The organism is Bradyrhizobium lablabi, assembly GCF_018131005.1.
Lineage (GTDB): Bacteria > Pseudomonadota > Alphaproteobacteria > Rhizobiales > Xanthobacteraceae > Bradyrhizobium > Bradyrhizobium lablabi_D.
Genome location: NZ_JAFCJK010000009.1, coordinates 172,276 through 196,875 on the forward strand (window position 1 = coordinate 172,276; position 24,600 = coordinate 196,875).

A 24,600-nucleotide genomic window follows, 5' to 3' on the forward strand; every position below is an offset into this window, starting at 1 on the left:
CTACTCTCCAGGCCAGTTCAGATATTTCCTTGTCGGTTCTGTGACGAGAGCGCGCCAGCCGATCGGTCGTCGATCGATGATCATTCTTACATGATCGTGACGACGATGGCTTTCGGCGTCGCGTTGAAATGAGTTGGCCGAAACTCATTTGCCGCGCATTTTGGCAAGAATTTGCGTCCCTTGGAAACTGGTGAGTCTTGTCCATGAATCCCACGAGCGTTGCTTTCGATCGCCTCGGACATCCCGATGCAAAGGCAAACGCCGTGCCCATGACAGATATAACCAACCGCCTGCTTTCAGATATCCAGGCGCTGGCACCGGAAGTCACGGCACGCACAGCGGAGATCGAGGCCGGACGTCGGATTCCTCTCGATCTGGTGGAAAAGCTGCGATCTATCGGGATTTTCCGCGCGCTCGCGCCGCGAAGCCACGGCGGGCTCGAGCTCGATATGCCGGCGGCGATCGCCATCATGGAAGCGCTCAGCAAGATCGACGGCTCGATCGGCTGGGTCACAATGATTGGGATGGGATCCGCTATCATTGCGCCTCTCACCTCGCAGAAAATTTTCGAACGTATCTACGCGAAGGGTCCCGATGTAATCTTTGGCGGCTCTGTCCAACCTGTAGGAACTGCCGAAGCGGTCGATGGCAGTTGGCGAGTCAATGGACGCTGGCCGTTTGCGAGCGGCTGCCAGCATTGCGACTGGATGTTCGGACTATGTGTCATGTCCGAAGGTGGCAAACCACTGCCTGGGCCATTGGGCGAGAACGGTCCGCCGATGGTCCGAAGCTTCGTGCTTCCGGCACGGGAGTGGCAGATCGAGGACACATGGTACGTCGCGGGCCTGAAGGGCACCGGGAGCCATCACATTTCGCTCAAGGACAAGATGGTCCCTGCGGACAATTTTCTCGATCTGGCGAACAGCCAATCGTGCATAGCGGGACCGCTCTACCAAACCGTATCGCAGTTTATTCCCCTTATGCACATTCCTGCTGCGACCGGCGTGGCTGCGGGCGCATTGGACGAACTCGTACAGCTTGCCAATACCGGGCGGCAACAGCAGCGCGCCGTCGCACCGATGCGGGATTTGGAGACCTTTCAGTATGAACTCGGCCGGATCGAAGCTGACCTAAAGGCAGTTCGGGCGTATGCGTATGCTCAAGTTGAAAGCCATTGGCGCCATGCGCTCGCTGGAACGCTGAAGGACAACGTGCTTCTCGCAGAAGGCGCCCAAGCCGCGACCTGGACTACGGCAGCCTGCGTTCGCATCGCCGAGGATTGCTTCAGGCTGGGCGGCGGCAGCGCGCTATATGAGTCTTCCCCGCTGCAACGGCGAATGCGCGACCTTCAGGCCGTGGCGCAACATGCCGCCGTGAATCAACGAAACTACGGAAATTCGGGCAGGCAGTTGCTGGGCATTTCGGACGGACGTATGGCTACAAGTCCGTTATAAGCGGCTGCGATTTTCCGCCAATCCGTCACGCGCCAGTTGATCGGCACGCTCGTTTTCGTCATGGCCGGCGTGCCCCTTGATCCAGTGCCAGCGCACCTCATGGGGCTTTAGGGCTGCATCCAATCGCTGCCACAGTTCGACATTCTTGACCGGCTTCTTGTCGGCTGTGCGCCAGCCGTTCTTCTTCCAGCCATGGATCCAGCCCGTGATGCCCTGGCGGACATACTGGCTGTCGGTAGTGACGTCGACGACGCACGGTTTCTTAAGCGCCTCAAGCGCCGAGATCGCCGCCACCAGCTCCATGCGGTTGTTGGTGGTGTGCGCCTCACCGCCCTTCAACTCCTTCTCGACGTCGCCGAATCTCAGGATCGCGCCCCAGCCGCCCGGCCCGGGGTTCCCGGAACAGGCGCCATCAGTGAAGATCGTGACATGCGGCTTGTCGTTCACGCCGCGCACCCTGCCGGCGTGACGCCGTAGTCGCGCAACCCCGCGACGTTCTGCTGGAAGCGCAGCTTGCGCACATATTCCAGCGGGTCCTTGGGCTTCACCAGCGCACCGTCCGGTACGTTGAGGAAATCAACCAGACGCGTGAGCAGAAAGCGCATCGCGGCGCCGCGCGCGAGCAGCGGAAGCGCAGCCTGTTCCGCCGCTGCCAGCGGACGCTCGCGACCGTAGGAATTGAGCAGCGCGCGCGCCTTGGTGACGTTGAAGGAATGATCCGGCTCGAAACACCAGGCGTTCAGGCAGATGGCAACGTCATAGGCAAGAATGTCGTTGCAGGCGAACGGGAAATCGATCAGGCCCGACAGCTTGTTGCCGAGGAAGAACACGTTGTCTGGAAACAAGTCGGCATGGATGACGCCGAGCGGCAGGTCATTCGGCCAATTCGCTTCGAGATGATCGAGCTCGCGTGTGATGAAATCGGAGAGGCCCGCCTGCACGCTATCGGCCCGCGCGCAGGCAAGATCGAACAGAGGCCGCCAGCCGCCGACCGACAGCGGGTTTTTCCGGATCAGGGGAAAGTCGCGCCCGGCGAGATGCATCCTGGCAAGCGCATCGCCGACCCCGGCGCAATGCATCGCGTTCGGCCGCCGCGGCCACATGCCCTCGAGGAAATTGATGATCGCGGCCGGTCGGCCGGCCAGCCGGCTATAGACCTCGCCGTTACGATTCCTCGCCGGCTGTGGGCAAGAGACGCCGCGCTCGGCGAGATGCGCCATCAGCGACAGAAAATACGGCAGGTCGCCCTCCGCCACGCGCTTCTCGTAGAGCGTGAGGATGTAGGCGCCCAGGCTCGTGTGCAGCAGGAAGTTCGAATTCTCCACGCCCTCGGCGATACCCTTGTAGGAGAGCAGTTCGCCGATATCGTAGCTCTTGAGGAATTCCGCGAGATCTTCGGCGGCAACGTCGGTGTAGACCGCCATATGGTTTATTCCGCGGCGGCAGCGTCGGGCCGCAGCGAGCGCGGCAGCGGAAAGAACTCGTTCTCTTCCGCGGCCGAGACCGTCTCCACGTGCAGTTCGTAGCGCTCGGCGAAGGCGCCCATGATTTCCTCGACGATCACCTCCGGCGCGGATGCGCCTGCCGTGATGCCGAGGCTCCTGATGCCTTCAAAGCGATCCCAGTCGATGTCGCTCGCGCGTTGGGCAAGCACGGCGATGGGGCAGCCCTCACGCTCGGCGACCTCGCGCAGGCGCTGCGAGTTCGACGAGTTCGGCGCGCCGACCACGATCAGAGCGTCGACCACTGGCGCCACCTTCTTCACCGCGAGCTGGCGATTTGTGGTGGCATAGCAAATGTCTTCCTTGTGCGGGCCGTTGATGTTCGGGAAGCGCTCCTTGAGCAGCGTCACGATTTCGGCCGTGTCGTCGATCGACAGCGTGGTCTGGGTCACAAAGGCGAGGTTGTCCGGGTCCTTCGGGGCGAAGGTCTTGGCGTCCTCGGCGGTCTCGATCAGCGTGACCGCGCCGGCCGGGAGCTGGCCGAGGGTGCCGACCACCTCGGGATGGTGCGAATGCCCGATCAGTAGGATTTCCCGACCCCGCTTGAAATGGATCGCAGCCTCGCGGTGGACCTTGGTCACCAGCGGGCAGGTCGCGTCCAGCGAGAAGAAATTGCGGGCCTTGGCCTCGGCCGGCACCGATTTGGGAACCCCGTGGGCGGAAAACACCACGGGCGCGTTGGTATCGTCGGGGATTTCGGCCAACTCCTCGACAAAAATCGCCCCCTTGGTCTTCAGGCTGTCCACGACGTATTTGTTATGGACGATCTCGTGCCGGACATAGACCGGAGCGCCATAAATGGTGAGCGCCCGTTCCACCGTGTCGATGGCCCGGACAACCCCGGCGCAGAAGCCACGCGGGGAACAAAGCACGATTCTAAGCTCTGGTTTTTTCGCTGACATGGGCCAATCCCGGGACCGAATCACCCCTCGCCGGCGGGCGGGGAACGGCCAATTCGATAAGCACTTGGGACTGCTTTCGGGCGCTGTCAAGGCACTTTTCGTGGCCCATTGCGCCATTACCCCAGGAAGGCTTATATAGGCCGCATAATTCCCGTCATCACCGATGACTACCAGCTTCGCCTCCGAGAGGTGGGCGAAGCGCCAAGGAGATTTGCCATGAGCAACGCACCGCTGATGCCGAAGGCGACTGCCGTGTGGCTGGTTGATAATACCGCTCTGACCTTCGATCAGGTGGCCGATTTCACCAAGATGCACCCGCTGGAGGTCCGCGCCATCGCCGACGGCGACGCCGCCCAGGGCATCAAGGGCATGGATCCGATTTCCAACGGCCAGTTGACCCGCGAGGAGATCGAAAGGGGCGAGAAAGACCCGAACTACCGCCTCAAGCTCGAGCAGAGCAAGGTGGTGCTGCCATCTTCGGCCAAGAAGAAGGGCCCGCGCTACACGCCGGTGTCGCGCCGCCACGAGCGCCCGAGCGCGATCCTGTGGCTGGTGCGCAACCATCCCGAACTGAAGGACGCGCAGATCATGCGGCTCGTCGGCACCACCAAAACCACGATCGCCAGCGTGCGCGACCGCACCCACTGGAACGCCTCGACGCTGACGCCGATGGATCCGGTCACCCTCGGCCTGTGCTCGCAGATCGAGCTCGATTTCGAGGTGCAGCGCGCCGCCAAGGAAAAGCCAGCCGCGACTGTCTATGGCGGCGCCACGCTGCTGCCGGCCTCGGAGACCACGCGCAAGGAGCCCGAATACGAGCACACCGAAAAGCAGCAGGACGACCTCAATGTCGATGCGGTGTTCGCCAAGCTGAAGACGATCGGCGGCAAGAAGGCCGACGACGAAGAGTGAGCGCGTAGCCCACGGCCATCGAAATACCAAACGCGGCGGCAACCCGCCGCGTTTTTTGTTGTGGCATAGATGAACGCGGCGGACCGGAGGAAAGCTTTAGCTAAACCCGGAATTTTGATTCGAGGAGCAATACCGCTTTCGACAAGCGTCCCGCCCGCGCTCCGGGCAGTCCACGAGCATCGGCATCGCGAGAGTGCGTCGGCTGGTGTCAGCCGAGTTCGATCTCGCCGGATATTTCATGTGTAAGACTGAGACCATCGATGGTGAGCACAGTCTTAGCCGGAAGCTTCTCGTTACCTTTGAGCCGGCCACTTGCCACGGCCTCGCGCACCGCTCTCTCAACTTCGCGCTGGGAAGTAATGCCGACCTTCTTGAGGAATCCGCGAAGGCTGGCGTTGAAAACGTCCTCGTTCATCATCGCCTCCTGATTTACCGCCGGTCCGGATTGTTCAGCATGTATTCGCCGAGATCGCGCTGCCTGCGATCCGTGCGCGCCTCCGCGCGCTGGCGCTGGACGTCGCGGTCCTTGCGGCAGGCAACATACTCGGACGAGCCGACCTTGACCGTGCCGTTGGCCTGGCAAAATTGATCGTCGTCGCCCATGCTTTCCGCGACCGGCGATTGCCCGCGCTCCAGGCAGCCCGCGAGCAGCGGCAATGCAAGCAGCAAGGCGAGTGACGCGCGGGCAGAAATGGATCGCATCCGTGGTTCCGTTCCGTCGTTGCAACTTGGCGTGCGATGCGGGAATGACCCGGCAATCCATCAAAATCAAGGCCGTTCTTGCGCTCAATTCTGTCCGAAGCGGCGGTCATTGAGCGACATTCGACCCTTCGCCCTGCGCGGCGCGCAGCCGGTGTTCCAGCTCACACCTTGCCCTTGAGCGCATCGCCGATCTCGTCGAGCACCTTTGCGTCCTCGATCGTGGCCGGCATGCTCCAGGGCTCGCCGTCGGCGATCTTCTTGATGGTGCCGCGCAAAATCTTTCCGGAGCGCGTCTTCGGCAGCCGCGCCACCGTGATCGCGAGCTTGAACGCGGCGACGGGGCCAAGCTTTTCGCGCACCAGCGCCACGACCTCCTTCTCGACCTCATCAGGCGTCTTCGTCACGCCCGCCTTGAGCACCAGGAAGCCGCAGGGCACCTCGCCCTTGATCGCATCCTTGATGCCGAGCACGGCGCATTCGGCGACGTCGGGATGCGACGCCAAAATCTCTTCCATGCCACCGGTGGAGAGCCGGTGACCGGCGACATTGATGATGTCGTCGGTGCGGCCCATTACCCAGACGTAGCCGTCCTCATCCTTGTAGCCGGCATCCGATGTCTTGTAGTAACCGGGGAACTCCGAGAGATAGGCGCCCTTGAAACGCTCATCCTGCTCCCACAGCGTCGGCAGGCAGGCCGGCGGCATCGGGAGCTTGATCACGATCGAACCCATGGCGCCTTCCGGCACAGGCCGCGCGGCCTCGTCGACGACGTCGACCTGATAGCCCGGCATCGGCACCGTCGGCGAGCCGTGCTTGACCGGCAGCATGCCTAAGCCCACCGGATTCCCGGCGATGCACCAGCCGGTCTCTGTCTGCCACCAGTGATCGATGACCGGCACCGTCAACTGCCTCTCGGCCCATTCCACCGTCGGCGGATCGGCGCGCTCGCCGGCGAGAAACAGCGTACGGAATTTCGAAAGATCGTATTGCCGGATGAACTTACCTTCCGGGTCTTCCTTACGGATGGCGCGGAATGCTGTCGGAGCCGTGAACAGCGCCACCGCTCCGTGCTCGGAAATCACCCGCCAGAACGCGCCGGCGTCGGGCGTGCCAACCGGCTTGCCCTCATACATGATCGAGGTCGCGCCTTGGAACAGCGGGCCATAGACGATGTAGCTGTGACCGACCACCCAGCCGATGTCGGAGCCGCACCACCAGACCTCGCCGGGTTTCACGCCGTAGAGATTGTACATCGACCATTTCACCGCGACGAGGTGCCCACCATTGTCGCGCACCACGCCCTTGGGAATGCCTGTCGTGCCCGAGGTGTACAGAATGTAGAGCGGATCGGTCGCGAGTACCGGCGCGCAGGACGCGGCCTTGCCGGCATCCAGCGCGGCGCGGCGCAAGGATGCCCAGTCATGATCGCGGCCTGACGTGAGATCACAGCCGTGCTGCGGCCGCTGCAGGACGATGCAGGCTTCGGGCTTCGCGCTCGCAAGCTTGATGGCTTCGTCGAGCAACGGCTTGTATTGCACGATGCGCCCGGGCTCGAGTCCGCAGCTTGCGGAGAGGATCAGCTTCGGCTTGGCATCGTCGATGCGGCTTGCCAACTCCTTTGCCGCGAATCCGCCGAACACCACGCTGTGTACCGCACCGATCCGCGCGCAGGCGAGCATCGCGACCACCGCCTCGGGCACCATCGGCATGTAGAGGATGACACGATCGCCCTTGGTGACGCCGAAATCCTGCATGACGGCGGCAAGCGTCTGCACTTCCTTCAGCAGCTCGGCATAGGTGAATTTGGTGACCGTGTTGGTGAGCGGGGAATCGTGGATCAGCGCCATTTGGTCGGCGCGGCCCCCGCCGACATGGCGATCGAGCGCGTTGTAGCAGGTGTTGACTACGGCGCCGGCGAACCAGCGGCCATACGGACCCATCGCAGGGTCGAAGACCTTCTTTGCAGGCTCGACCCAATCGATCTCGCGCGCCGCTTCCGCCCAAAACCCCTCAGGGTCTCGAAGCGAGCGGGCATATACCTCATGATACCGGCTCTTTTGCTGGATGTTCATGACGTTTCCCCTCACGTATTTCCGCCATTGTCACGGGAAGCGCGGGCGTTTCAAGCCGAAAACGCACCGACTTTGGCGCTAATGGCCCTCGGCTCCGTTCAGCCGTTCCAGCCGCGCGCGCATCGCCTTGCGCAGGTCATAGCCGGATTTGCCGAACTCGCGGTTGCGGCGGGCGATGAAGTCGTCCTGTTCGCGCTGACGCGCGCGCGCCTCTGGCGCGCTTCGGGCCTCGCGCACCGCCCTGACGCTGGAGGCGTTGATCTCGCGGTCGAGGTCGGCAAGTTCGGGATTGGCACAGATCGCCTTTTCCACCGCACGGCGGGCCTTGCGGCAATCGAAACTCGGCTTGCCGGCAACCGCCATCAACGCGCCGAGCCGCTCCAGTTCCAGCGACAGCGATTTGTAGTTGGCCTTGGCGGCCGGGTGATTGCGATTGAGCTTGAGCGCGGCGCCGAAATCCATGATCGCCTTTGGCCGGTCACCCTTCCTGCGCCACAACTCGCCGCGAGCATTGTAGGCGTCGGCGAGCGACGGATCGAGCCCCAGCACGGTGTCGTAGTCCGCGATCGCACGATCGATCATCTGCTTATGATCATAAGCCGAAGCGCGCGCGGTCAGCGCCTTGATCCGGTCGGACTTCTCCGCCTTCTCATTGTCGAGAAACGCGCTGCAGACCTCGATGATCTTGTCGTCGTCGGCTGCACCGGAAGCAGCAAGGCAAGGCGACGGGTCGGCCTGGATGTCCGCCGTCGGCTCGGTGCCGGTTGCGCTTGCGCGGCTCGCCGTCAGCATACACGGCAGCCAGGCCAGCATGAGCGACAGGGCCAGATATCCACAATAGCGTCGCATCTCAATCGACGTCTGAGCGTCTTTTCTCCTGTGCCCGGTCGGACCAAGCGGTCCGTCATCCGGACAGCCAGCAATTTGCTGCAAGACCACACGCTGGACTATACGTCAATTCGACGATCGACTTCGTAGGGGCCTTGCCTTGCTGGTATTCGAATGGATCATCGGACTTCTGCTCGCCGCGGTCGCGCTGTCGGGGCTGGCGCGGCGCATCAAGGTACCCTACCCGATCTTCCTCGCCATCGGCGGCGTGCTGCTGGCACTGCTGCCGTCGGGCCCGCCCTGGACGCTGGAGCCGAAACTGACGCTGGCGCTGTTCGTGGCGCCCGTGCTGCTCGATGCCGCCTACGACACCTCGCTGCGCGACCTTCGCAACAATTGGCTGCCGGTCTCGACGCTGGTGCTCGTCGCGGTCGGCGTGACGACCACCGCTGTCGCGGTGGTCGCGCACTGGCTTCGCCCGGAGATGCCGTGGGCCGTCGCAATCGCGCTCGGCGCCATCGTGGCGCCGCCAGACGCCGCGGCGGCCACCGCGATCCTGCGCCAGGTCAGCCTGCCCTATCGCATCCAGAAGATCCTCGAGGGAGAGAGCCTGCTCAACGATGCAAGCGCGCTCCTGATCTATCGTGTCTGCGTCGGCCTGGTTGCCGCAGAGCACATGAAGGTGCGCGAATTCGTTCCCGCTGTTGCATTTGCCCTCCTGGGAAGCCTCGTCGCCGGCTTCCTGTTCGCGCGGGTCTCATTGGCGATCATGCGCCGTATCACCGAAGCGCCGAGCGCGATCATCACGCAATTCGCCGGCACCTTCATGGTGTGGATCGTCGCCGAGCACATCGGACTGTCCGGAATACTCACTATCGTCGCCTATGCGATCACCATCGCCCGCACCGCGCCGGCCCGCATGACGGCGCGGCTGCGCGTGTCGTCGTATGCGGTGTGGGAGACGGTGGTGTTCGTGCTCAACGTGCTGGCCTTCATAATGATCGGGCTGCAGCTGCGCCCGATCTGGTCCGGACTCGATGAGGTCGTGCGCCTCGAATATTGCAGATTTGCCGCCGCGATCCTCGCCGCCGTGATCGTCGCCCGCATCGCCTGGGTGATGCCATACGGCGCCTTCCTGCGCGCTTTGGAGGCGCACGGCCTGCTTCCTCCGCGTGCGACAAATGCGGTACCGACAGTGGGACGCGGCATCGTCGTTTCCTGGTGCGGGATGCGCGGCATCGTCACGCTGGCGGCCGCGTTCGCCTTGCCCGAAATGTTCCCGTTTCGCGATCTGATTCTGTTGACGGCCTTTGCCGTCGTGCTGGGGTCACTCGTGATCCAGGGCCTGACGCTGCGACCGCTGATTCTGGCATTGAAATTTGACAACGAGGATCCCGTTGCACACGAGGCCGCGCACGCCCGCTCGGTCGCCTATCGCGCAGCGCTCGACGCGATCGAGAGCGATCCGTCAGAAGAGGCCGAGATTCTCCGGCTCGAATATCGGGCCGTCCTGCTGCGCGCCGAGACCGAGCCCGACGGCGGCGTCGCCACGAGCGAACTTCCGGCCGACCCGTTGCGCCGCCGTGCCATCGTCGCAGCGCGGGCGGCGCTTTTAAAGATGCGCGACTCCGAGGAGATCGGCGATGACGCCTTTCACCAGGTCGAGGAAGAGCTCGACCGCGCCGAGCTCGGCGCGCAGGCGTGACGGCGCCGCAAGCCTATTGTAACTCAAGTTTTAATTGAACCATCCTCGGCTTTTGTCAGACTGAAGCATCATGACAATCGTTCTCGATCGCAATTCGTCGCGCGCCTCGGTGAAAGCCGGGGCGCAATACTTTTATTTCTACATGGCCCTGTCCTGCATGGCGGTCGCCTTTATCGGCTTTGCGCCTACCTACTGGGTACCGATGGCGAGGGGCTCGCTGTCGTCACCACCCGTCGTGCACTTGCATGGCCTGTTGTTCTTCGCCTGGACGATCTATTTCGTGTTCCAGAGTTGGCTTGCGTCCACCGGACGAATCGCCCGACACCGCAGCACCGGACTGATCGGCGTGTCCCTCGCGACCGCCATGACGATCATGGGCTTCATGGTTTCGGTCAGCGTCATGAAGCGGTCGGCAGCAGTCGGCCAGGCCGACGAGGGCCTCGCCTTTGCGATCGTTCCGCTCAGCGGCATTCTGTTCTTTGCGGTGGTGTTTGCGCTGGCCCTCGTCCATCTGCGCGACCGTGAGACGCACAAGCGCCTGATGCTGCTCGCCGCAATTTCCATCCTCGACGCAGCGGTCGCGCGCTGGTTCCTGACCTTCCTCGCACCTCCCGGTCCGCCCGGCCCGCCGCCGGTCTCGGTGACGATCGCGCCCGCTCTCGTCGCGTATCTCCTGCTGGTCGTCGCGATCGTGTTCGACTGGCGTACGCGGGGGCGGCCGCATCCCGCCTATCTCTATGGCGGGGCCGCGCTCATCGCCGTGAAGTTCCTGAACTGGCCGATCAGCACCACGGCAGCCTGGCATTCATTCGCGGGCGGGATCCTGACGCTCGCACAGTAGCCCTTCTTTAGGCTCCCGACTTGCAGGTGATGCCGCCATCGACCACGAGCTCGGTGCCGGTGACATATTTCGACTCGTCGGAAGCGAGAAACAGCGCCGCGTTGGCGACGTCCCAGGCGTCGCCCATGTGCCCCATCGGCACCTGCGCGTCACGGGCGCGCCACATCGCCTCCACATCGCCGTTGGCATAGCTCCGCGCGAGGCCGGCCGAATGCGCGACCATCGGCGTCTTCATCAGCCCGGGCAGGATCGCGTTCACGCGCACATGCCTTGACGCGAATTCGACCGCCGTGCTGCGCGTCATCTGATTCATCGCCGCCTTGCTCGCATTGTAGCTGACATAGGAAATCCCGACATGTCGGATGGAGGCGATCGAGGAGATGTTGATGATCGAGCCGCCGCCCTGTTTCACCATTACGGGAATGACATGCTTCATCGCCAGGTAGGCGCTCTTGAGATTGACGGCGAAGACGCGATCCCATTCGGCCTCCGCCAGGTCGACCACGCTGCCGACCTCGGCGATGCCGACATTGTTGTCGAGCACGTCGATGCGATCGTAGGCCTTCAGGCATGCCGCGACCATCGCCTCGACCTCGGCTGCGCGCGAGACGTCGGCGGTGTATGCGGTCGCCTCGCCGCCTTCGCCGGTAATGATCTTCACCGTCTCTTCCGCCGCTGCGGCGTTGCGATCGACGCAAAACACGCTGGCGCCTTCGCGCGCGAAGGTCACTGCGGTCGCCTTGCCATTGCCCCAGCCGGGCCCGATCGAGCCCGCGCCGACCACCATCGCAACCTTGCTCTTGAGCCGATCCATCGGTCGTTCTCCCTTTTTTTGTCAATGCAGCCGAGGTTGAGCGAACCAGGAAAACTGGCCGGACGAAACTGTCCGGTCAACCCGATCCGGCAGACATGCCCGATGCAGTCCCCGCATGTCCCATCATCCAAAAGTCGCAGGCTTAAGGCCTCTTGCCACGCTTGTCCAAACCGGCATGAATGCCCCGCACAAGTACCCGGCGATTCAGCCGGGGCGCACACAATTACGTTTCTGGGGGAAGCATGACTGCAGAAGGCCGATCGTCAGGGAATTCGTCGCCCAATGACGATGTCGTCGCGGTTTCCGACGAGGCGCTGCAGAAGGCGGAATCATTCGTCGAGGCCGAGGAAGGCGCAACCAATCGGCTGATGGGCTGGGCAGGACGGATTTCGACCACCATCGCGGTGGTGATGAGCCTGTTTCATCTCTACGCGGCCTACGCAATCGTTCCCACCCAGGAACTTCGTTACACCCATGTCGCCTTCACGCTGGTGCTGAGCTTCCTGCTGTTTCCACTGGCGACGCGGTTTCGCAACCGCGTGCGCTGGTGGGACGTCGTGCCGGGCATCATTGCGGTCGCAACCATCGTCTATGCGCTATGGGGAGGTGAAGACTTTACCGACCGCGCCACCACACCGGACCGCTGGGACGTCATTGTCGGCATCGTCTTCATCGTGTTGCTGCTGGAGGCGACGCGGCGTACCACCGGACCGATCATGCCGGTGGTGTCGATCCTGTTCATCGCCTATGCGATGCTTGGCCCACACCTGCCGGCGCCCTGGACCCACCGCGGATACGATGTGACGCGTCTGGTCGGCCATCTCTTCATTACGCTGGAAGGCATTTTCGGCGTAGCGGTCGACGTGTCGGCGACCCTGATCATCCTGTTCACGATCTACGGCGCCTTCCTGCAGCAATCCGGCGCCGGAAAGTTCTTCATCGACTTCTCTCTGGCGCTGATGGGTGGCAAGCCGAACAGCGCGGGACGAACGGTCGTGCTGTCGTCGTTCCTGCTCGGTGGCCCGTCGGGCTCGGGCGTCGCCACCACCGTGATGATCGGCACCGTCGCCTATCCCATGCTGGCCAAGGCGGGCTTTGAGAAGAACGCCGCCGGCGGGCTGTTGGCGGCCGGTGGCCTGGGTGCGATCCTGTCACCGCCGGTGCTCGGCGCAGCCGCCTTCCTGATCGCAGAGTTTCTCAAGATCAGCTATCTCGACGTGATCTGGATGGCGACCATCCCGACGTGCCTCTATTACATGTCGCTGCTGTTCATGGTCGAACTGGACGCCCGCAGGTTTGGCGCCAAAGACGTCAGCTTCACGCAGGAGCTGACGCTCGGCCAGATGACGAAGCGTTACGGCTTCCACTTCATCTCGCTGCTGGCTGTCGTCGTCTTCATGATCATCGGCTATTCGCCGTCGCTGTCGGTGTTCTATGCCGTCCTGGTCACCTTCGCGCTGAGCTTCCTGCGCAAGGACACGGCGCTGGTACCGTCGAAGCTCGTGAAGGCGCTGGCCGACGGCTCGATCGGCGCGCTCAATGCCGCCACCACCTGCGCTTGCGCAGGCATCGTCGTCGGCATCGTGACGCTGACGGGCCTCGGCCTCAAATTTTCGTCGATCGTGATCAGCTATGCCGGCGGCAGTCTGCTGCTGACCGCCATTTACACCTCGCTTATCGTCTGGATCATCGGTCTCGCGGTTCCGGTGACCGCCTCCTACATCATCTGCGCGGTGATCGCGGCGCCTGCGCTGATCAAGCTCGGCGTGCCCGATTACGCCGCACACATGTTCATCTTCTACTACGCCGTGTTGTCGGAGGTTTCGCCGCCAACCGCGCTTTCGCCTTTCGCGGCCGCCGCCATCACCGGCGGCGATCCCTACCGAACCACGCTGCAATCGTGGAAATACACGCTGCCGGCCTTCCTGGTGCCGTTCGTGTTCGTGCTCGACCCGCAAGGTGTCGGTCTCCTGCTGGCGATCCCGAAGGGGGGATCCTGGGTCGATATCCTCGAAATCACGATCAAGACGACTTTCGGTCTGCTGGCGCTTGCCGCGTTCGCCCAGAACTGGGCACTGCGACAAAATACGCCGGTCGAGCGTGGCCTGCTTCTGCTATCCGGACTGCTGCTGGTGTTCCCGAGTTTGATCGAAGCGATCGTCGAATGGATGATTGGCCGAGATATCAGCTACACCTACGTGCCTGGTCTCGTCATCGGCCTTGGGGTGTTGCTGTGGCAGGCCAGAACGCCGGCGAGACCGGCGCTTACGACTTAATTTATTCAGGGAGTGATCGAGATGAAAATAATGAAGAAGACCGCGGCGGTGCTGGCTGTGACGATGACGGCCGGTCTCGCTTTCGCTGGCATCGTCCATGCGCAGCAGAAGGCCATGTCGATCGGCACCGGCGGCACCGGCGGCGTCTACTACCCGCTTGGCGGCGCGATCGCCAACGTGCTCTCGAAGAGCCTTCCCAACGTGCAGGCTACCGCCGAGGTCACCGGCGGGTCGGTCGACAATCTCAAGCTGATCGGCACCGGGCAAAGCGAGATGGGCTTCACCATGGCCGACGCCGCGCTGGACGCGATGCAGGGTCATGACAAGTTCAAGAACAACAAGGTTCCTCTGCAGGCACTGCTCGTCGTCTATCCCAACCGGATGCATGTGGTGACGGTCGAGGGTACCGGAATCCAGACCATGGCCGACCTCAAGGGCAAGCGGGTTTCGACGGGGTCACCGGGCAGCGCCACCGAAGTGATGGCGTTCCGTGTCATCGAGGCCGCCGGTCTTGACAAGGACAAGGACATGAAGCGCGAGCGGCTCGGCGTTGCCGAATCCGTCAACGCTATCAAGGACCGCAAGATCGATGCATTTTTCTGGGTCGGCGGCATCCCGACCGCGGCGGTGACGGATCTGGCGGCCACCCCCGGTATCAAGATGAAGCTGATCGACCATGGCGACCTGGCCGAGAAGATGAATGCCAAATATGGCAAGCTCTATTCCTCCAGCATGATCAAGGCGGGCTCGTACCCAGGCTACGACAAGGACAATTCCATCACCGAAGTCTGGAACCTGATCGTCACCGGCGACAAGATGAGCAACGACGACGCCTATACGATCGTCAAGACGCTGGTGGAGAAGAAGGCCGACATCGTCGCCGTGCACAAGGAAGCCGAGAGCTTTTCGCTCGACAATCAAGTGCAGGATCGCTCCCCGATCCCCTTCCATCCCGGCGCGTTGAAATATTTCAAGGAAAAGGGCATCGGCGGTTAAGGCATGATCCGGAAAAGCGCGTAGCGGTTTTCCGAAAAGGTCATGCTCAATGAAAGAGCGAGAGCGCGATGGCGATTTGTTCTCATCTCTTCGTGTTCTAACGGACGTCCACCGCAAGGTTTCCACCCGCAGGGCGGTGCAGTTTGCTCCGCCCTGTTTCTTCGCCGGCTGCCGGCAGCACCGCCGATGACGCGGTTCTGGTCGGATGCCGGGCGGACATCTGGGCCGCAAGTCGATTTTCGCGGCGGCTCCGGGGCGTGCTCGTGATCCGCGGCGCGCTCCGCTGTCCGACGATCGTCACTGGCTCGATTCGGTGCAACTACCCGACGGATGCCGGAGACATTGCCATCGACGGTATCGATGCCCGCACCCGCGCGCGAGCCGCCGAAGGCTGCGTCACGCGACATGGCGCAGCCGTCTTCGCACACGTGACATCTCCCCATTTGACCCGTGTCGGTGTCCGACATTGGCACAGAGTCACGGCCGAAGCGGCGCCCGAACACAGAGATTAACGCGGTCTCTTGATGAGACATGGCGCGAGCATTGCGGGCGAGAGGGACGCGCTGGTCAATCGCGGCCGTGAACAATGGATGACGCATTTATTACGGTCGCTCTGGTCGCGCCGGACGTCGCTTCGCTCGCAATTTGATTCAAATTTGCGGTTTTAAGGTTATCGAAGCAATCAGCGGGCCGTCCCCAAAATTCCATGATTACCGCCGCAGCGGCGATGTACGAATCTGTCGGGGTCAATTCGTGGACATGGCGGGCATGAATCACATAAGTCACATCGGACACGGACGAAGGGGCTGGTTCGGCCATCGCAAACTGACGCCACGCGCCTGCGTCGCTGACAGCAAACGGCACCTGCGGACTTTCCTTGCAGATGCCCTCGAGGAACTCGGATTCGTCACCAGCGAATGCGACCAGGCCAACGAGCTTGACGCGGTGCTCGATACGGAGCGACCCGATCTATTGGTGCTCGGCGTGTCGGTCGATGGGATCGAAGTCAGTAAAATTCTCGAAACCTTGGTGAGAAAGGAGTTCACCGGCAAGGTTCTCGTGATCGGCCAGCCGGAGTCCATCATAGTAAAGGCCGTTAGACAAATTGGCGACGAATACGGTATCTCGATGCTGCCCGCATTGCCGACGCCGTTCAGCGCCGGCACGCTCCGCGATTGCCTTGCGTCGTTGTTGCCGGTCGAACCTGCGCCGAGCCCGGCAGTGGATGTTGCCGAGGCGCTGAAGGCCGGCTGGCTTGAACTCTGGTATCAACAGAAGATCCATCTGCGCACGCTGGTTCCGAGCGGCGCCGAAGCGCTGGTGCGGATGCGGCATCCAACATGGGGCGTCGTTCCGCCCGCCTATTTCATTCCCGATGACGGCGATCCGCACTTTGGAGCCCTGTCCGAATTCGTGATCGGCCGCGCGATCGAGGACTGGCACTATCTTCTGGAGCAAAAGGGGCCGGTCGATCTCTCGATCAATCTGCCGGTCACGTTTCTCGCCGACGCCCACACGATGCACGAGCTCTGCCGTCGGATGCCGGATCATCCCGCCTTCGCCGGCCTCATCATCGAACTGGACAGCGCCGAGGTGATCGACAATCTGGACCTCGTGATCGGGGTCGCAAGACAGGTGCGCCTGCACAACATCGCGATCTCGATCGACAATGTCGGCGCGAACTGGCCTTCGCTGATGGGACTTTCGAGCTTTCCGTTCGTCGAACTGAAGGTCGATCAGCAGTTCGTCGCCGGCTGTGCGGATGACCGGCTCAGGCAAACGGTGTGCCGCCGGATCGTCGAACTCGCCCGCGGCAATGGCGCGCGCGTGGTCGCACAAGGCGTCGAGACGCGCTCGGATTTCCTCGCAGCTCACGCGATGGACTTCGATCTGGTCCAGGGCTACCTGTTCGGTAAGCCAATGGGCGTCAGGAAGTTTGCTCGCTCACGCGTATCCCTGGCATCGGGATCCGAGCCAAAACCATGACGATGACGCGGATCGGCCTCACTGGAACGTCATGTCGAGGCATTTTGAAATGTCGGACCCTAGGCCGGACGAGATGATGATGCAGCCGCGTATCTTCTGGCTGTTGTTGTCGCTCGCCCAGATCGCATAGCCACCGGGACCAAAGAACGAGTTGGTGTTCGGCGGCTCGGTCTCGGTCGCGTCGAAGGAGTAGTTGCCGTCGGTGTCGAAGATACGCGGCTTCCTGGTGCAGCTGCCGTCGGCCTGCACATTGATGACCTCCTTGTTGTCCCGCGTCAGCGCCAGCGAAACCTGGCAGCGGAAATACTCCGAGGTCTTTGCGTTGAACAGATAGGCATACGACCTGCACGTCGCGGTGTTGAGCTTGCCGGCCGCCAGGCCGCGGCTGCAGGAAATCCGCTGGTTGTTGGAGAGCTTGAAATCGTCCGCCTGCGCAAGGGGCGCCAGCACCATGAACGACGCCGCAATACCGAAGCCGATTTTCATGACGTGGTTCATTGTGATTCATCCCCAAGCTGTTTTTTGGCAATGAGTGTTGTAGACGAGAAACGGAACATAGTCGCGAAGTGGGCAATCGCAAAGTCGCGGAAAAGCGTCGGCCACAACCCCTACTTCGTCGTATTGACGACACGTTCGCGTTCGTGATTTGTTCAAAAGACAGGGCGATGTTTCGGCTGAGAGGGTGGATCATGGCACGTTTTTCGATCAGGACCGTTTTGACAGCGGCAGCGTTTGCCGCGCTGACCACATCCGCATTTGCGCAGGCCGCGACACCGTGGGAGCTGAAATCCGACATGGGTTATGCCTATGACAAGGAAGGCAAGACCTTTTCCTACAAGATGGGCACCAACAATGCCGGCACCCTCCTGAAGGGTGCAAAGAAAGTGCCGAAGGGCACATTGTTCTTCATCGGCCAGAACGGCCAGCTCTACATGCGCACGGGCCCCTATCTCGAGGGCGACGGCAAGTTCATGTTCGGGTCCAACTGAGATTGCAGCCTGGTTTGCTCCATCCTCCCGTCTATGGAGGGTGGAAGTCAGAACGCGCCCGCGAGATCCTTCGCGCCCGGCTTGTTGCTGTTGAAGTCCATCCGTTCGTTGGTGACCGCTAACAGCCTCGCCACCGTGTTGTTGCGAATTGCGACCGGGTTGCGTTCGTAGCCCGAGCGCTGGAAGAAATTCGAGGTCGGCACCTGCTCGCGCATCGCCTGCGGCATGGTCACCATGTCGAGCCCGGTGCCGTCGCCGGTCAGATTCATCATCTCAAGCTCGGCGGCGGTAAGCGGACGGGTGTAGCCCTTGGCACGGGCGAAGATTACCGACGTCAGGAGCTTGTGGGTCTGAAGCATCGGGCCGACGTCGATGTCGAGCACCATGGCGTGAACGGCCCAGCCTTGCGGCGTATCGGCAAGCCGCTCATGCGCCGACCAGTCGTCCGGCACCGTGCGCGTGAACGCGACCATTTTCTTCAGCACCGCGAGCTTGTGATCCATCGCCTTGCGCGCCGGTCCTGACAAGGTTGCGGTCCGCTCTGCCAGGGCCTTGACGAATTCATGGCCCTGCTCCGCCATCAGCTCGACGCTGTTGGTGGTGAGGAGCTGATTGTAGCCGACCGCGGTCGAGATCGCCCGCGTTCCGGGGCCGCGATAGCCGGATTGCATGTCGTGATTGCCGCTGCCGCCGGTCTCGAATGAATAGACCCGCACCGCCTGTTCCGGCGTCAGGCCCGCCGCTCGCGCGTACCGGGCATAGGCACGCTTGAAATCCATCTCGGTCGCGGGACGCTCCGGCGTGAACTGAAATTGCTCGGCTGCCGCCTTGACGAAATCCGCAACCAGCGGGATCGATTTGCGCGGTGGACGCGGCTTCTCTTCCTCCTCTTCCGGGGCCGGATTCACTGGCCGCTTCGGGCCTTCATAGACCGGCGGCTGCGTCAGAACGTAATCGTCGAGCGTGACTTGCGCGCGCTCGCGCCGCTTGGCGTTACGGGCGCGCCGCTTCTCAGCGATTGCGCTCCAATAGGTGCCTGCCTCCTCCTCGAACGTGGCGCGGGCTTCCTGGTATTCCCTGAGCTTGCGACGATATTCGGCAATCGCCTGGGGCGATGCCGCCTGGGCCATCGCGTCCGCGGTCGACGAAGGCAGCCGGCCGGAATCGCCCGCCGTTACAGGCACCGCGCCCGCGGTCAACGCAAGCGCGACAAATCCAGGACACAGGCGAATCAAGTGCGGGCGCATTGTTCGGTTGTAGCAAGCGACGACACGAAGTCAGCCAGGATTTGAATCGTTCAAGAGCGACGGGATGCCGCGATCAGGCCCAGAATAAGCGCAAAGATGGGGTGTTATCCCAGGATTAGGGCATGGAGACTGCCATGAGGATTGCCGTCTGGCTTGCCGCCACAGGCGCGTTGGCGTTCGCAGCCCCCGCGCGCGCCGAGCTTCCGGATTGCGCCGTGTTTCCGGACACGCATTCGCGGTTTGCATGCTACCTCAACATATCGCGGGCGCCGACGCCGGAACCCGAGACGATGTCGAAGCCACAGGCCGCGAAAACCAACACGGCGAAAACCAAGACTGCGAAAACGCGGAGCCACAGGCAGGTCAGCCAATAACCCCTACTCCTGCTCGACCCCGCTGGCCTTGACCAGTTGCGCCCACTTCCGCTCGTCCTTGTCGATGAAATCGGCGTAGTCCTCGGGCGCACCCGGCGTGATGTCGGTGCCGTCATTATCGAGTTGCCGCTTCACCTCCTCCGATGCCAGCGCCTCGCGCAGCGCCTTGTTGAGCTTGTCGATGATCGGCCGCGGCGTGCCGGCCGGCGCCGCCAGGCCGTAATAGAGCGAGGCGTCGAAGCCGGGCAATCCGGCTTCCGCGATCGTCGGGACGTCGGGCAGCAGGCTGGAGCGCGCCGCGCTGGTCACGGCGAGCGCGCGCAGCTTGCCCGCGGCCACATTGGTGTGGGACGCGGGGATCGGCGCGAACGCCATCGGGATGTGCCCACCGAGCAGATCGGTGAGCGCCGGTCCGGTGCCCTTGTAGGGAATGTGCATCAGCGTAATGCCGGCGGCGCGCGCGAAATATTCGCCGGTGATGTGGCTTGCGGTGCCGGCGCCGGCCGATCCGAAATTGACCTTCCCCGGATTGGCCTTGGCGTAGGCGATCAGTTCCGCAATCGACTTCGCGGGAAACGACGGATGCACCACCAGCGAGTTTGGCGCGTTGCCGATCATGCCGATCGGCGCGAAATCCTTGCGCGGATCGTAGCCGACATTCTTGTAGAGCGATGGGCCAATCGCCAGCGTGCCGGTGTAGCCGAGCACGAGCGTATAGCCATCCGGATCGCTTTTCGCGACCGCCTTGGTGCCGACGGTGCCGCCTGCGCCCGGGCGATTGTCGATCACCACCTTCTCGCCGAGCAGCTCGCCCATCTTCTCGGCGACGCCGCGACCGACGATGGAGGTGCTGCCGCCGGGCGCGAACGGAATCACAAGGGTGATCGGCCGCGACGGGTAGTTTTGCGCACGCGCTGGATGCGACACCGCAACGAGGCCAAGTGCTGCAAGCGCAATGATCGATTTTTTCATTCGTTTTCTCCCTATTTCCAGGCGAACACCGGCTGCTCCAGATCGGCGACGCGGGTGCTGCGTCCGGCCAGAACTTCGCTGAACTGGTAGATCAGGGCCGCCGTCGGCGCGTGAATGTGCTGGCCAGCAAGACGGAAACGGATCACGCGCCGCGAGCTCTCGGGGATCGAGACGAAGCTGAAGGCATCGCGGGCCTCGATCGCATCGAGCCCAATGCGGTGAACGGAGGCGACCTCGTCAGGGTTCGGCGTCATCTCGGCGGTCTCGCCCGCCCACACCACGACCGGCGTGATCAGATAGCCCGACCGCGTCGGATAATCGTCGAGCAGACCGAGCACATCGCCTTCGCTGAGCGCCAGCCCGAGTTCCTCGTCAAGCTCGCGCAACGCTGCTTGCGTCTGCGTCTCGCCGGCATCGCAACGACCGCCCGGCAGCGCCCATTGCGCGCGGTGGGAGCGCAGGCTGGCGCTGCGGCGGGTCAACAGGAAGGCCGTGCCATTGCCGTCATCGCCTTCGGTCAGCGCGATTGCGACCGCCGCGCGCTTCAGCGCCGGTGCCGCATCCGCCGGCGCCAGGCGCGCGAACCCCGCGCAAAGCTCTGCGATATTCCGCCGGGTGGCATCGTCAAATGAACGGGTCATTGACCTTGACTACAACAGTCCCGCGCCTGATGAAATGACCGGAAGCGCATTGCCGCCGCAACCATGGACCACACGACATGACCGCCAAGGCCGCGGACAGACTCAAATCCGACGGCTGGACGATCGTCGACACCACGGGCTTCCTGCATCTGGTCGGCCCGCTGTGGCGGCGGATGGCCAACGAAGTGCCTGAATATGCGCTTGTCACCGAGGACAAGCATCACAACCGTCGCGGCCTGGTACAGGGTGGCGTCATCATGACCTTCGCCGACCGCTCCTGCGGCATGACCGCGCGTCACGTCTCGGGCAAGCCGACGCTTGCGACGGTGCAGCTCGATACCCATTTCGTCGAGGCCGGCAAGATCGGCGAGATCCTGGTCACCCGCCCCCGCGTGGTGCGTTCGACGCGCAGCCTGATTTTCATCACCGCCGAAGTGACGGTCGACAAGCGATGCATCGCGATGGTCAATGGTGTGTTCAAGATATTGAAGAATGAAAGCTAGGGAGTATCCCTGATGCAATACCGCCAGCTCGGCCGCAGCGGCCTGAAGATTTCTCCGATCTGCCTGGGCACCATGATGTTCGGCGGACCGACGAACGAGGCCACCTCGTCGCGGATTATCGCCAAGGCGCGCGAGGCCGGCATCAACTTCATCGACAGCGCCGACGCCTATAATGGCGGCAAGTCCGAGGAGGTTGTCGGCCGGGCGATCTCCAACACCAGGACCAACTGGATCCTCGCCACCAAGCTCGCCAACGCGATCGGCGACGATCCAAATCACGGCGGGCTGTCGCGGCGCTGGGTGCTGCAGGCAGCCGACGAAAGCCTGCGGCGGCTCGGCACCGACTACATCGACATCTACTATCTGCACAAGGAAGACCACACGACACCGCTCGACGAGACCGTGCGCGCGATGGGCGACCTGATCCGCTCCGGCAAGGTGCGCTATTTCGGCGTCTCCAACCATCGCGCCTGGCGCCTCGCGGAAATTTGCAATATCTGCGACCGGCTCGGCATCGACCGCCCGATCGTCAGCCAGCCCTATTACAACGCCATGAACCGCATGCCCGAGGTCGAGCATTTCCCGGCCTGCGCCTTCTACGGCCTCGGCATCGTCCCCTACAGCCCGCTGGCGCGCGGCGTGCTGACCGGCAAATACGCACCCGACGCCGCTCCGGATGCAGACACCCGCGCAGGCCGCAACGACAAGCGCATGATGCAGACCGAATGGCGCCCGGAATCGCTCAAGCTCGCGCAGGAGATCAAGCGTCACGCCGAGGCGCGCGGCATCACCGCCGGGCAGTTCGCGGTATCGTGGGTGCTGAACTCGTCGTTCGTCAGCGCGGTGATTGCCGGCCCGCGCACCGAGGAACAGTGGGACGACTACATCCGCGCGCTCGACTACCGCTTCACCGCGGAGGACGAGGAGCTGATCGATCGCCTCGTCGTCACCGGCCATCCCTCGACGCCGGGGTTCAACGACCCGGCCTATCCGATCGAAGGTCGACGGGCGCGGACGGAGCGGCCCCGATAACAGCGTCGCCCTCGAGGCGCGGGCCGTCATCTCGGCGTTGCCGAAGCTCGGCTTCGCATCTTCCGAATTGCGCAGCGACGAAGTTGGCGTCACCATCATCGCAGCACAACGCGAATGCTGGCGCTGCCATGAATTCCAATCTGCTGGAATGGATCGCGGCCTTGCTGGTTTGTTGCACGAGCCTGACCGCGATCTATCAATCTTCGTCTGAACCGATCGGGTGCACGATTCAGTCGGCGACGACCAGCCCGGCACCATCGCCATCCCTGTCGACGAAGAGGCGAGACCCGGAGATCGAAGCGATAATCCGGGACATGATGCTTCACGACTGAAGCAGACGAACAGTCACCGGACACCTTCGATTTGGAGCCAGGGGATGCCGGCCGTGGACATCATCCAGGAGCCGTCTGCGGTCATTTCGCGCGGCGAGATTGACGGGAATTCGCGCCGCCTCGGTGGCCCGGCGCGCATCATTCGGGGTGAAATAAATCGAAAGTCGTATGCGCTTGTTGCGCAGCTCCGCGTCCAAGCGTCGCATCATCCCGATCATTCTTGCCAAACCTCCGTGCAGGTCTTTGTCTCTCCAAACAAACAAGAAAGTTGATCCGACGAGGATCGCCATTCAGGGGAGGGAGAGACATGACCAAGTCGAACAAGGGCGGCGCGTCGAGTCGACGCCGCTTCCTGAAGGTTGCCGCCGCGGGAGCAGCGGCGACCGTTGCCGCGCCCACCATCGTCAGCGCGCAGGGCCCGATCAGCATGCGCTGGCAGAGCACCTGGCCGGCCAAGGATATCTTCCACGAATACGCGCTCGACTACGCCAAGAAGGTCAACGACATGACCGGCGGCGATCTCAAGATCGAGGTCCTTCCGGCCGGCGCCGTGGTGCCTGCCTTCGGCCTGCTTGACGCGGTCTCGAAAGGCACGCTCGACGGCGGGCATGGCGTGCTGGCCTACCACTATGGCAAGCAGAATGCCCTGGCGCTGTGGGGCTCGGGTCCGGGCTATGCGATGGACGCCAACATGCTGCTGGCCTGGCACAAATACGGCGGCGGCAAGGAGCTGCTTGAAAAGCTGTACGCATCGATCGGCGCCAATGTCGTCTCGTTCCCGTATGGACCGATGCCGACCCAGCCGCTCGGCTGGTACAAGAAGCCGATGGCCAAGGTGGAGGACTTCCAGGGCCTTAAATTCCGTACCGTCGGCATCTCCATCGACGTGTTCAGCGGCCTTGGCGCCGCCGTCAACGCACTGCCGGGCGGCGAGATCGTATCGGCGATGGACCGCGGCCTGCTGGATGCCGCCGAGTTCAACAATGCGACGTCGGATCGCGTGCTCGGCTTCCCCGACGTTTCCAAGATCTGCATGCTGCAGAGCTATCACCAGAACGCCGAGCAGCTCGAGATCATGTTCAACAAAACGAAATTCGACGGCTTGCCGGACAAGATGAAGGCGATCATCGCCAATGCCGTCGACGCGGCGAGCCAGGACATGGCCTGGAAGGCGATCGATCGCTACTCGAAGGACTACGAGGAGATGCAGACCAAGGACAAGGTCAAGTTTTACAAGACGCCGGATTCGATCCTCCAGAAGCAGCTGGATATTTTCGATCAGGTCGCGGAGAAGAAATCGGCGGAGAATGCCTTGTTCAAGGAAATCATCGAGTCGCAGCTGGCATTTGCCAAGCGCGCGACGCAGTGGGAGCAGGATACGGTGGTCAACCGACGGATGGCCTATAATCACTATTTCGGTCCGAACGCCAAGAAGAAGACCTGACCGGATCGACCGCATGTTCCAAGCGTCATCCGGGACGATGATCCCGGATGACGTCCGTAGTATTTTCAACGCCACA

Annotated in this window: 26 protein-coding genes; 14 read left to right on the plus strand and 12 right to left on the minus strand. The window is 62.6% G+C overall.

Features of this window, described 5'->3' with window-relative positions; translation table 11 throughout:
• Nucleotides 1-203: 203 nt before the first annotated feature.
• Complete coding sequence (locus JQ553_RS25890) at nt 204-1,454, plus strand: acyl-CoA dehydrogenase family protein (protein WP_249144586.1); 1,251 nt, start codon at nt 204-206, stop codon at nt 1,452-1,454.
• Here the strand turns inward: JQ553_RS25890 and rnhA are convergent.
• From rnhA to ispH, 3 genes are read right to left on the minus strand one after another with little or no spacing between them, the layout of a single operon-like run.
• Nucleotides 1,449-1,901, minus strand: coding sequence for a ribonuclease HI (gene rnhA, locus JQ553_RS25895; protein ID WP_212502856.1), 453 nt, complete (start codon nt 1,899-1,901; stop codon nt 1,449-1,451). The two genes, JQ553_RS25890 and rnhA, sit on opposite strands and share 6 nt — an antisense overlap.
• Nucleotides 1,898-2,878 carry a homoserine kinase gene (locus JQ553_RS25900; RefSeq protein ID WP_212502857.1) on the minus strand — a complete coding sequence of 327 codons (981 nt, stop codon included), beginning with the start codon at nt 2,876-2,878 and terminating at the stop codon, nt 1,898-1,900. Before JQ553_RS25900 ends, rnhA begins: the two co-directional genes overlap by 4 nt.
• A 5-nt stretch (nt 2,879-2,883) precedes the next feature.
• Nucleotides 2,884-3,858 (minus strand): 4-hydroxy-3-methylbut-2-enyl diphosphate reductase, encoded by a 975-nt coding sequence (gene ispH, locus JQ553_RS25905; RefSeq protein ID WP_212502975.1) that lies wholly within the window; start codon nt 3,856-3,858, stop codon nt 2,884-2,886.
• A gap of 216 nt (nt 3,859-4,074) precedes the next feature.
• Here ispH and JQ553_RS25910 point away from each other — a divergent pair, with 216 nt between their 5' ends.
• A complete protein-coding gene (locus tag JQ553_RS25910; protein ID WP_212502858.1) occupies nt 4,075-4,770 on the plus strand; it encodes a DUF1013 domain-containing protein in 696 nt (231 codons plus the stop codon).
• A 208-nt stretch (nt 4,771-4,978) separates the two neighbouring features.
• Here the strand turns inward: JQ553_RS25910 and JQ553_RS25915 are convergent, their stop codons facing one another.
• The 4 genes from JQ553_RS25915 to JQ553_RS25930 form a co-directional block, all read right to left on the minus strand.
• Entirely contained in the window at nt 4,979-5,185 is a 207-nt protein-coding gene (locus JQ553_RS25915) for a DUF6494 family protein (RefSeq protein ID WP_212502859.1), read from the minus strand.
• A 14-nt stretch (nt 5,186-5,199) separates the two neighbouring features.
• Nucleotides 5,200-5,472: a hypothetical protein gene (locus tag JQ553_RS25920; RefSeq protein ID WP_212502860.1), complete on the minus strand. Its 273-nt coding sequence runs from the start codon at nt 5,470-5,472 to the stop codon at nt 5,200-5,202.
• Between the two features lie 161 nt (nt 5,473-5,633).
• Entirely contained in the window at nt 5,634-7,544 is a 1,911-nt protein-coding gene (locus tag JQ553_RS25925; RefSeq protein ID WP_212502861.1) for a propionyl-CoA synthetase, read from the minus strand.
• A gap of 78 nt (nt 7,545-7,622) precedes the next feature.
• Nucleotides 7,623-8,357, minus strand: a complete 735-nt coding sequence (locus JQ553_RS25930) for a hypothetical protein (protein ID WP_212502976.1) — start codon at nt 8,355-8,357, stop codon at nt 7,623-7,625.
• 175 nt (nt 8,358-8,532) lie between these two features.
• Between JQ553_RS25930 and JQ553_RS25935 the strand changes: the two genes are divergently transcribed.
• Both JQ553_RS25935 and JQ553_RS25940 read left to right on the plus strand, forming a co-directional pair.
• The gene (locus JQ553_RS25935; protein ID WP_212502862.1) at nt 8,533-10,077 is read left to right on the plus strand and encodes a sodium:proton antiporter; all 1,545 of its coding nucleotides are present in this window, start codon (nt 8,533-8,535) and stop codon (nt 10,075-10,077) included.
• A 70-nt stretch (nt 10,078-10,147) separates the two neighbouring features.
• Nucleotides 10,148-10,918 (plus strand): hypothetical protein, encoded by a 771-nt coding sequence (locus JQ553_RS25940; RefSeq protein WP_212502863.1) that lies wholly within the window; start codon nt 10,148-10,150, stop codon nt 10,916-10,918.
• Between the two features lie 7 nt (nt 10,919-10,925).
• On the opposite strand, the gene JQ553_RS25945 is transcribed toward JQ553_RS25940, so the two are convergent.
• Nucleotides 10,926-11,732, minus strand: coding sequence for an SDR family NAD(P)-dependent oxidoreductase (locus tag JQ553_RS25945; protein WP_212502864.1), 807 nt, complete (start codon nt 11,730-11,732; stop codon nt 10,926-10,928).
• Nucleotides 11,733-11,974: 242 nt separating this feature from the next.
• Between JQ553_RS25945 and JQ553_RS25950 the strand changes: the two genes are divergently transcribed.
• The 3 genes from JQ553_RS25950 (at nt 11,975) to JQ553_RS25960 (ending at nt 16,990) form a co-directional block, all read left to right on the plus strand.
• The gene (locus JQ553_RS25950; RefSeq protein WP_212502865.1) at nt 11,975-14,008 is read left to right on the plus strand and encodes a TRAP transporter fused permease subunit; all 2,034 of its coding nucleotides are present in this window, start codon (nt 11,975-11,977) and stop codon (nt 14,006-14,008) included.
• 21 nt (nt 14,009-14,029) lie between these two features.
• A complete protein-coding gene (locus tag JQ553_RS25955; RefSeq protein ID WP_212502866.1) occupies nt 14,030-15,004 on the plus strand; it encodes a TAXI family TRAP transporter solute-binding subunit in 975 nt (324 codons plus the stop codon).
• A 768-nt stretch (nt 15,005-15,772) separates the two neighbouring features.
• Nucleotides 15,773-16,990 (plus strand): EAL domain-containing protein, encoded by a 1,218-nt coding sequence (locus JQ553_RS25960; protein ID WP_212502867.1) that lies wholly within the window; start codon nt 15,773-15,775, stop codon nt 16,988-16,990.
• 18 nt (nt 16,991-17,008) lie between these two features.
• Here the strand turns inward: JQ553_RS25960 and JQ553_RS25965 are convergent, their stop codons facing one another.
• A complete protein-coding gene (locus tag JQ553_RS25965) occupies nt 17,009-17,488 on the minus strand; it encodes a hypothetical protein (protein WP_212502868.1) in 480 nt (159 codons plus the stop codon).
• 191 nt (nt 17,489-17,679) lie between these two features.
• Between JQ553_RS25965 and JQ553_RS25970 the strand changes: the two genes are divergently transcribed.
• On the plus strand, nt 17,680-17,979 hold the full coding sequence (locus JQ553_RS25970; RefSeq protein WP_212502869.1) for a hypothetical protein: 300 nt from the start codon (nt 17,680-17,682) through the stop codon (nt 17,977-17,979).
• Nucleotides 17,980-18,026: 47 nt separating this feature from the next.
• On the opposite strand, the gene JQ553_RS25975 is transcribed toward JQ553_RS25970, so the two are convergent.
• Nucleotides 18,027-19,226, minus strand: a complete 1,200-nt coding sequence (locus tag JQ553_RS25975; protein ID WP_212502870.1) for a hypothetical protein — start codon at nt 19,224-19,226, stop codon at nt 18,027-18,029.
• 134 nt (nt 19,227-19,360) lie between these two features.
• Between JQ553_RS25975 and JQ553_RS25980 the strand changes: the two genes are divergently transcribed.
• Nucleotides 19,361-19,600 carry a hypothetical protein gene (locus JQ553_RS25980; protein WP_212502980.1) on the plus strand — a complete coding sequence of 80 codons (240 nt, stop codon included), beginning with the start codon at nt 19,361-19,363 and terminating at the stop codon, nt 19,598-19,600.
• A gap of 3 nt (nt 19,601-19,603) precedes the next feature.
• On the opposite strand, the gene JQ553_RS25985 is transcribed toward JQ553_RS25980, so the two are convergent.
• Together JQ553_RS25985 and JQ553_RS25990 are read right to left on the minus strand one after the other, a co-directional pair.
• A complete protein-coding gene (locus JQ553_RS25985; protein WP_212502871.1) occupies nt 19,604-20,572 on the minus strand; it encodes a tripartite tricarboxylate transporter substrate binding protein in 969 nt (322 codons plus the stop codon).
• A gap of 11 nt (nt 20,573-20,583) precedes the next feature.
• Complete coding sequence (locus JQ553_RS25990; protein WP_212502872.1) at nt 20,584-21,213, minus strand: CoA pyrophosphatase; 630 nt, start codon at nt 21,211-21,213, stop codon at nt 20,584-20,586.
• A 77-nt stretch (nt 21,214-21,290) separates the two neighbouring features.
• On the opposite strand from JQ553_RS25990, the gene JQ553_RS25995 reads away from it, so the two are divergent.
• The 5 genes from JQ553_RS25995 (at nt 21,291) to JQ553_RS26015 (ending at nt 24,524) form a co-directional block, all read left to right on the plus strand.
• A complete protein-coding gene (locus JQ553_RS25995; protein ID WP_212502873.1) occupies nt 21,291-21,716 on the plus strand; it encodes a PaaI family thioesterase in 426 nt (141 codons plus the stop codon).
• Nucleotides 21,717-21,728: 12 nt separating this feature from the next.
• Nucleotides 21,729-22,748, plus strand: a complete 1,020-nt coding sequence (locus tag JQ553_RS26000; RefSeq protein ID WP_212502874.1) for an aldo/keto reductase — start codon at nt 21,729-21,731, stop codon at nt 22,746-22,748.
• Between the two features lie 37 nt (nt 22,749-22,785).
• On the plus strand, nt 22,786-22,959 hold the full coding sequence (locus JQ553_RS26005; RefSeq protein WP_212502875.1) for a hypothetical protein: 174 nt from the start codon (nt 22,786-22,788) through the stop codon (nt 22,957-22,959).
• A 165-nt stretch (nt 22,960-23,124) separates the two neighbouring features.
• On the plus strand, nt 23,125-23,352 hold the full coding sequence (locus tag JQ553_RS26010) for a hypothetical protein (RefSeq protein ID WP_212502876.1): 228 nt from the start codon (nt 23,125-23,127) through the stop codon (nt 23,350-23,352).
• Nucleotides 23,353-23,387: 35 nt separating this feature from the next.
• Entirely contained in the window at nt 23,388-24,524 is a 1,137-nt protein-coding gene (locus tag JQ553_RS26015) for a TRAP transporter substrate-binding protein (protein WP_212502877.1), read from the plus strand.
• The last annotated feature ends 76 nt before the right edge of the window (nt 24,525-24,600 follow it).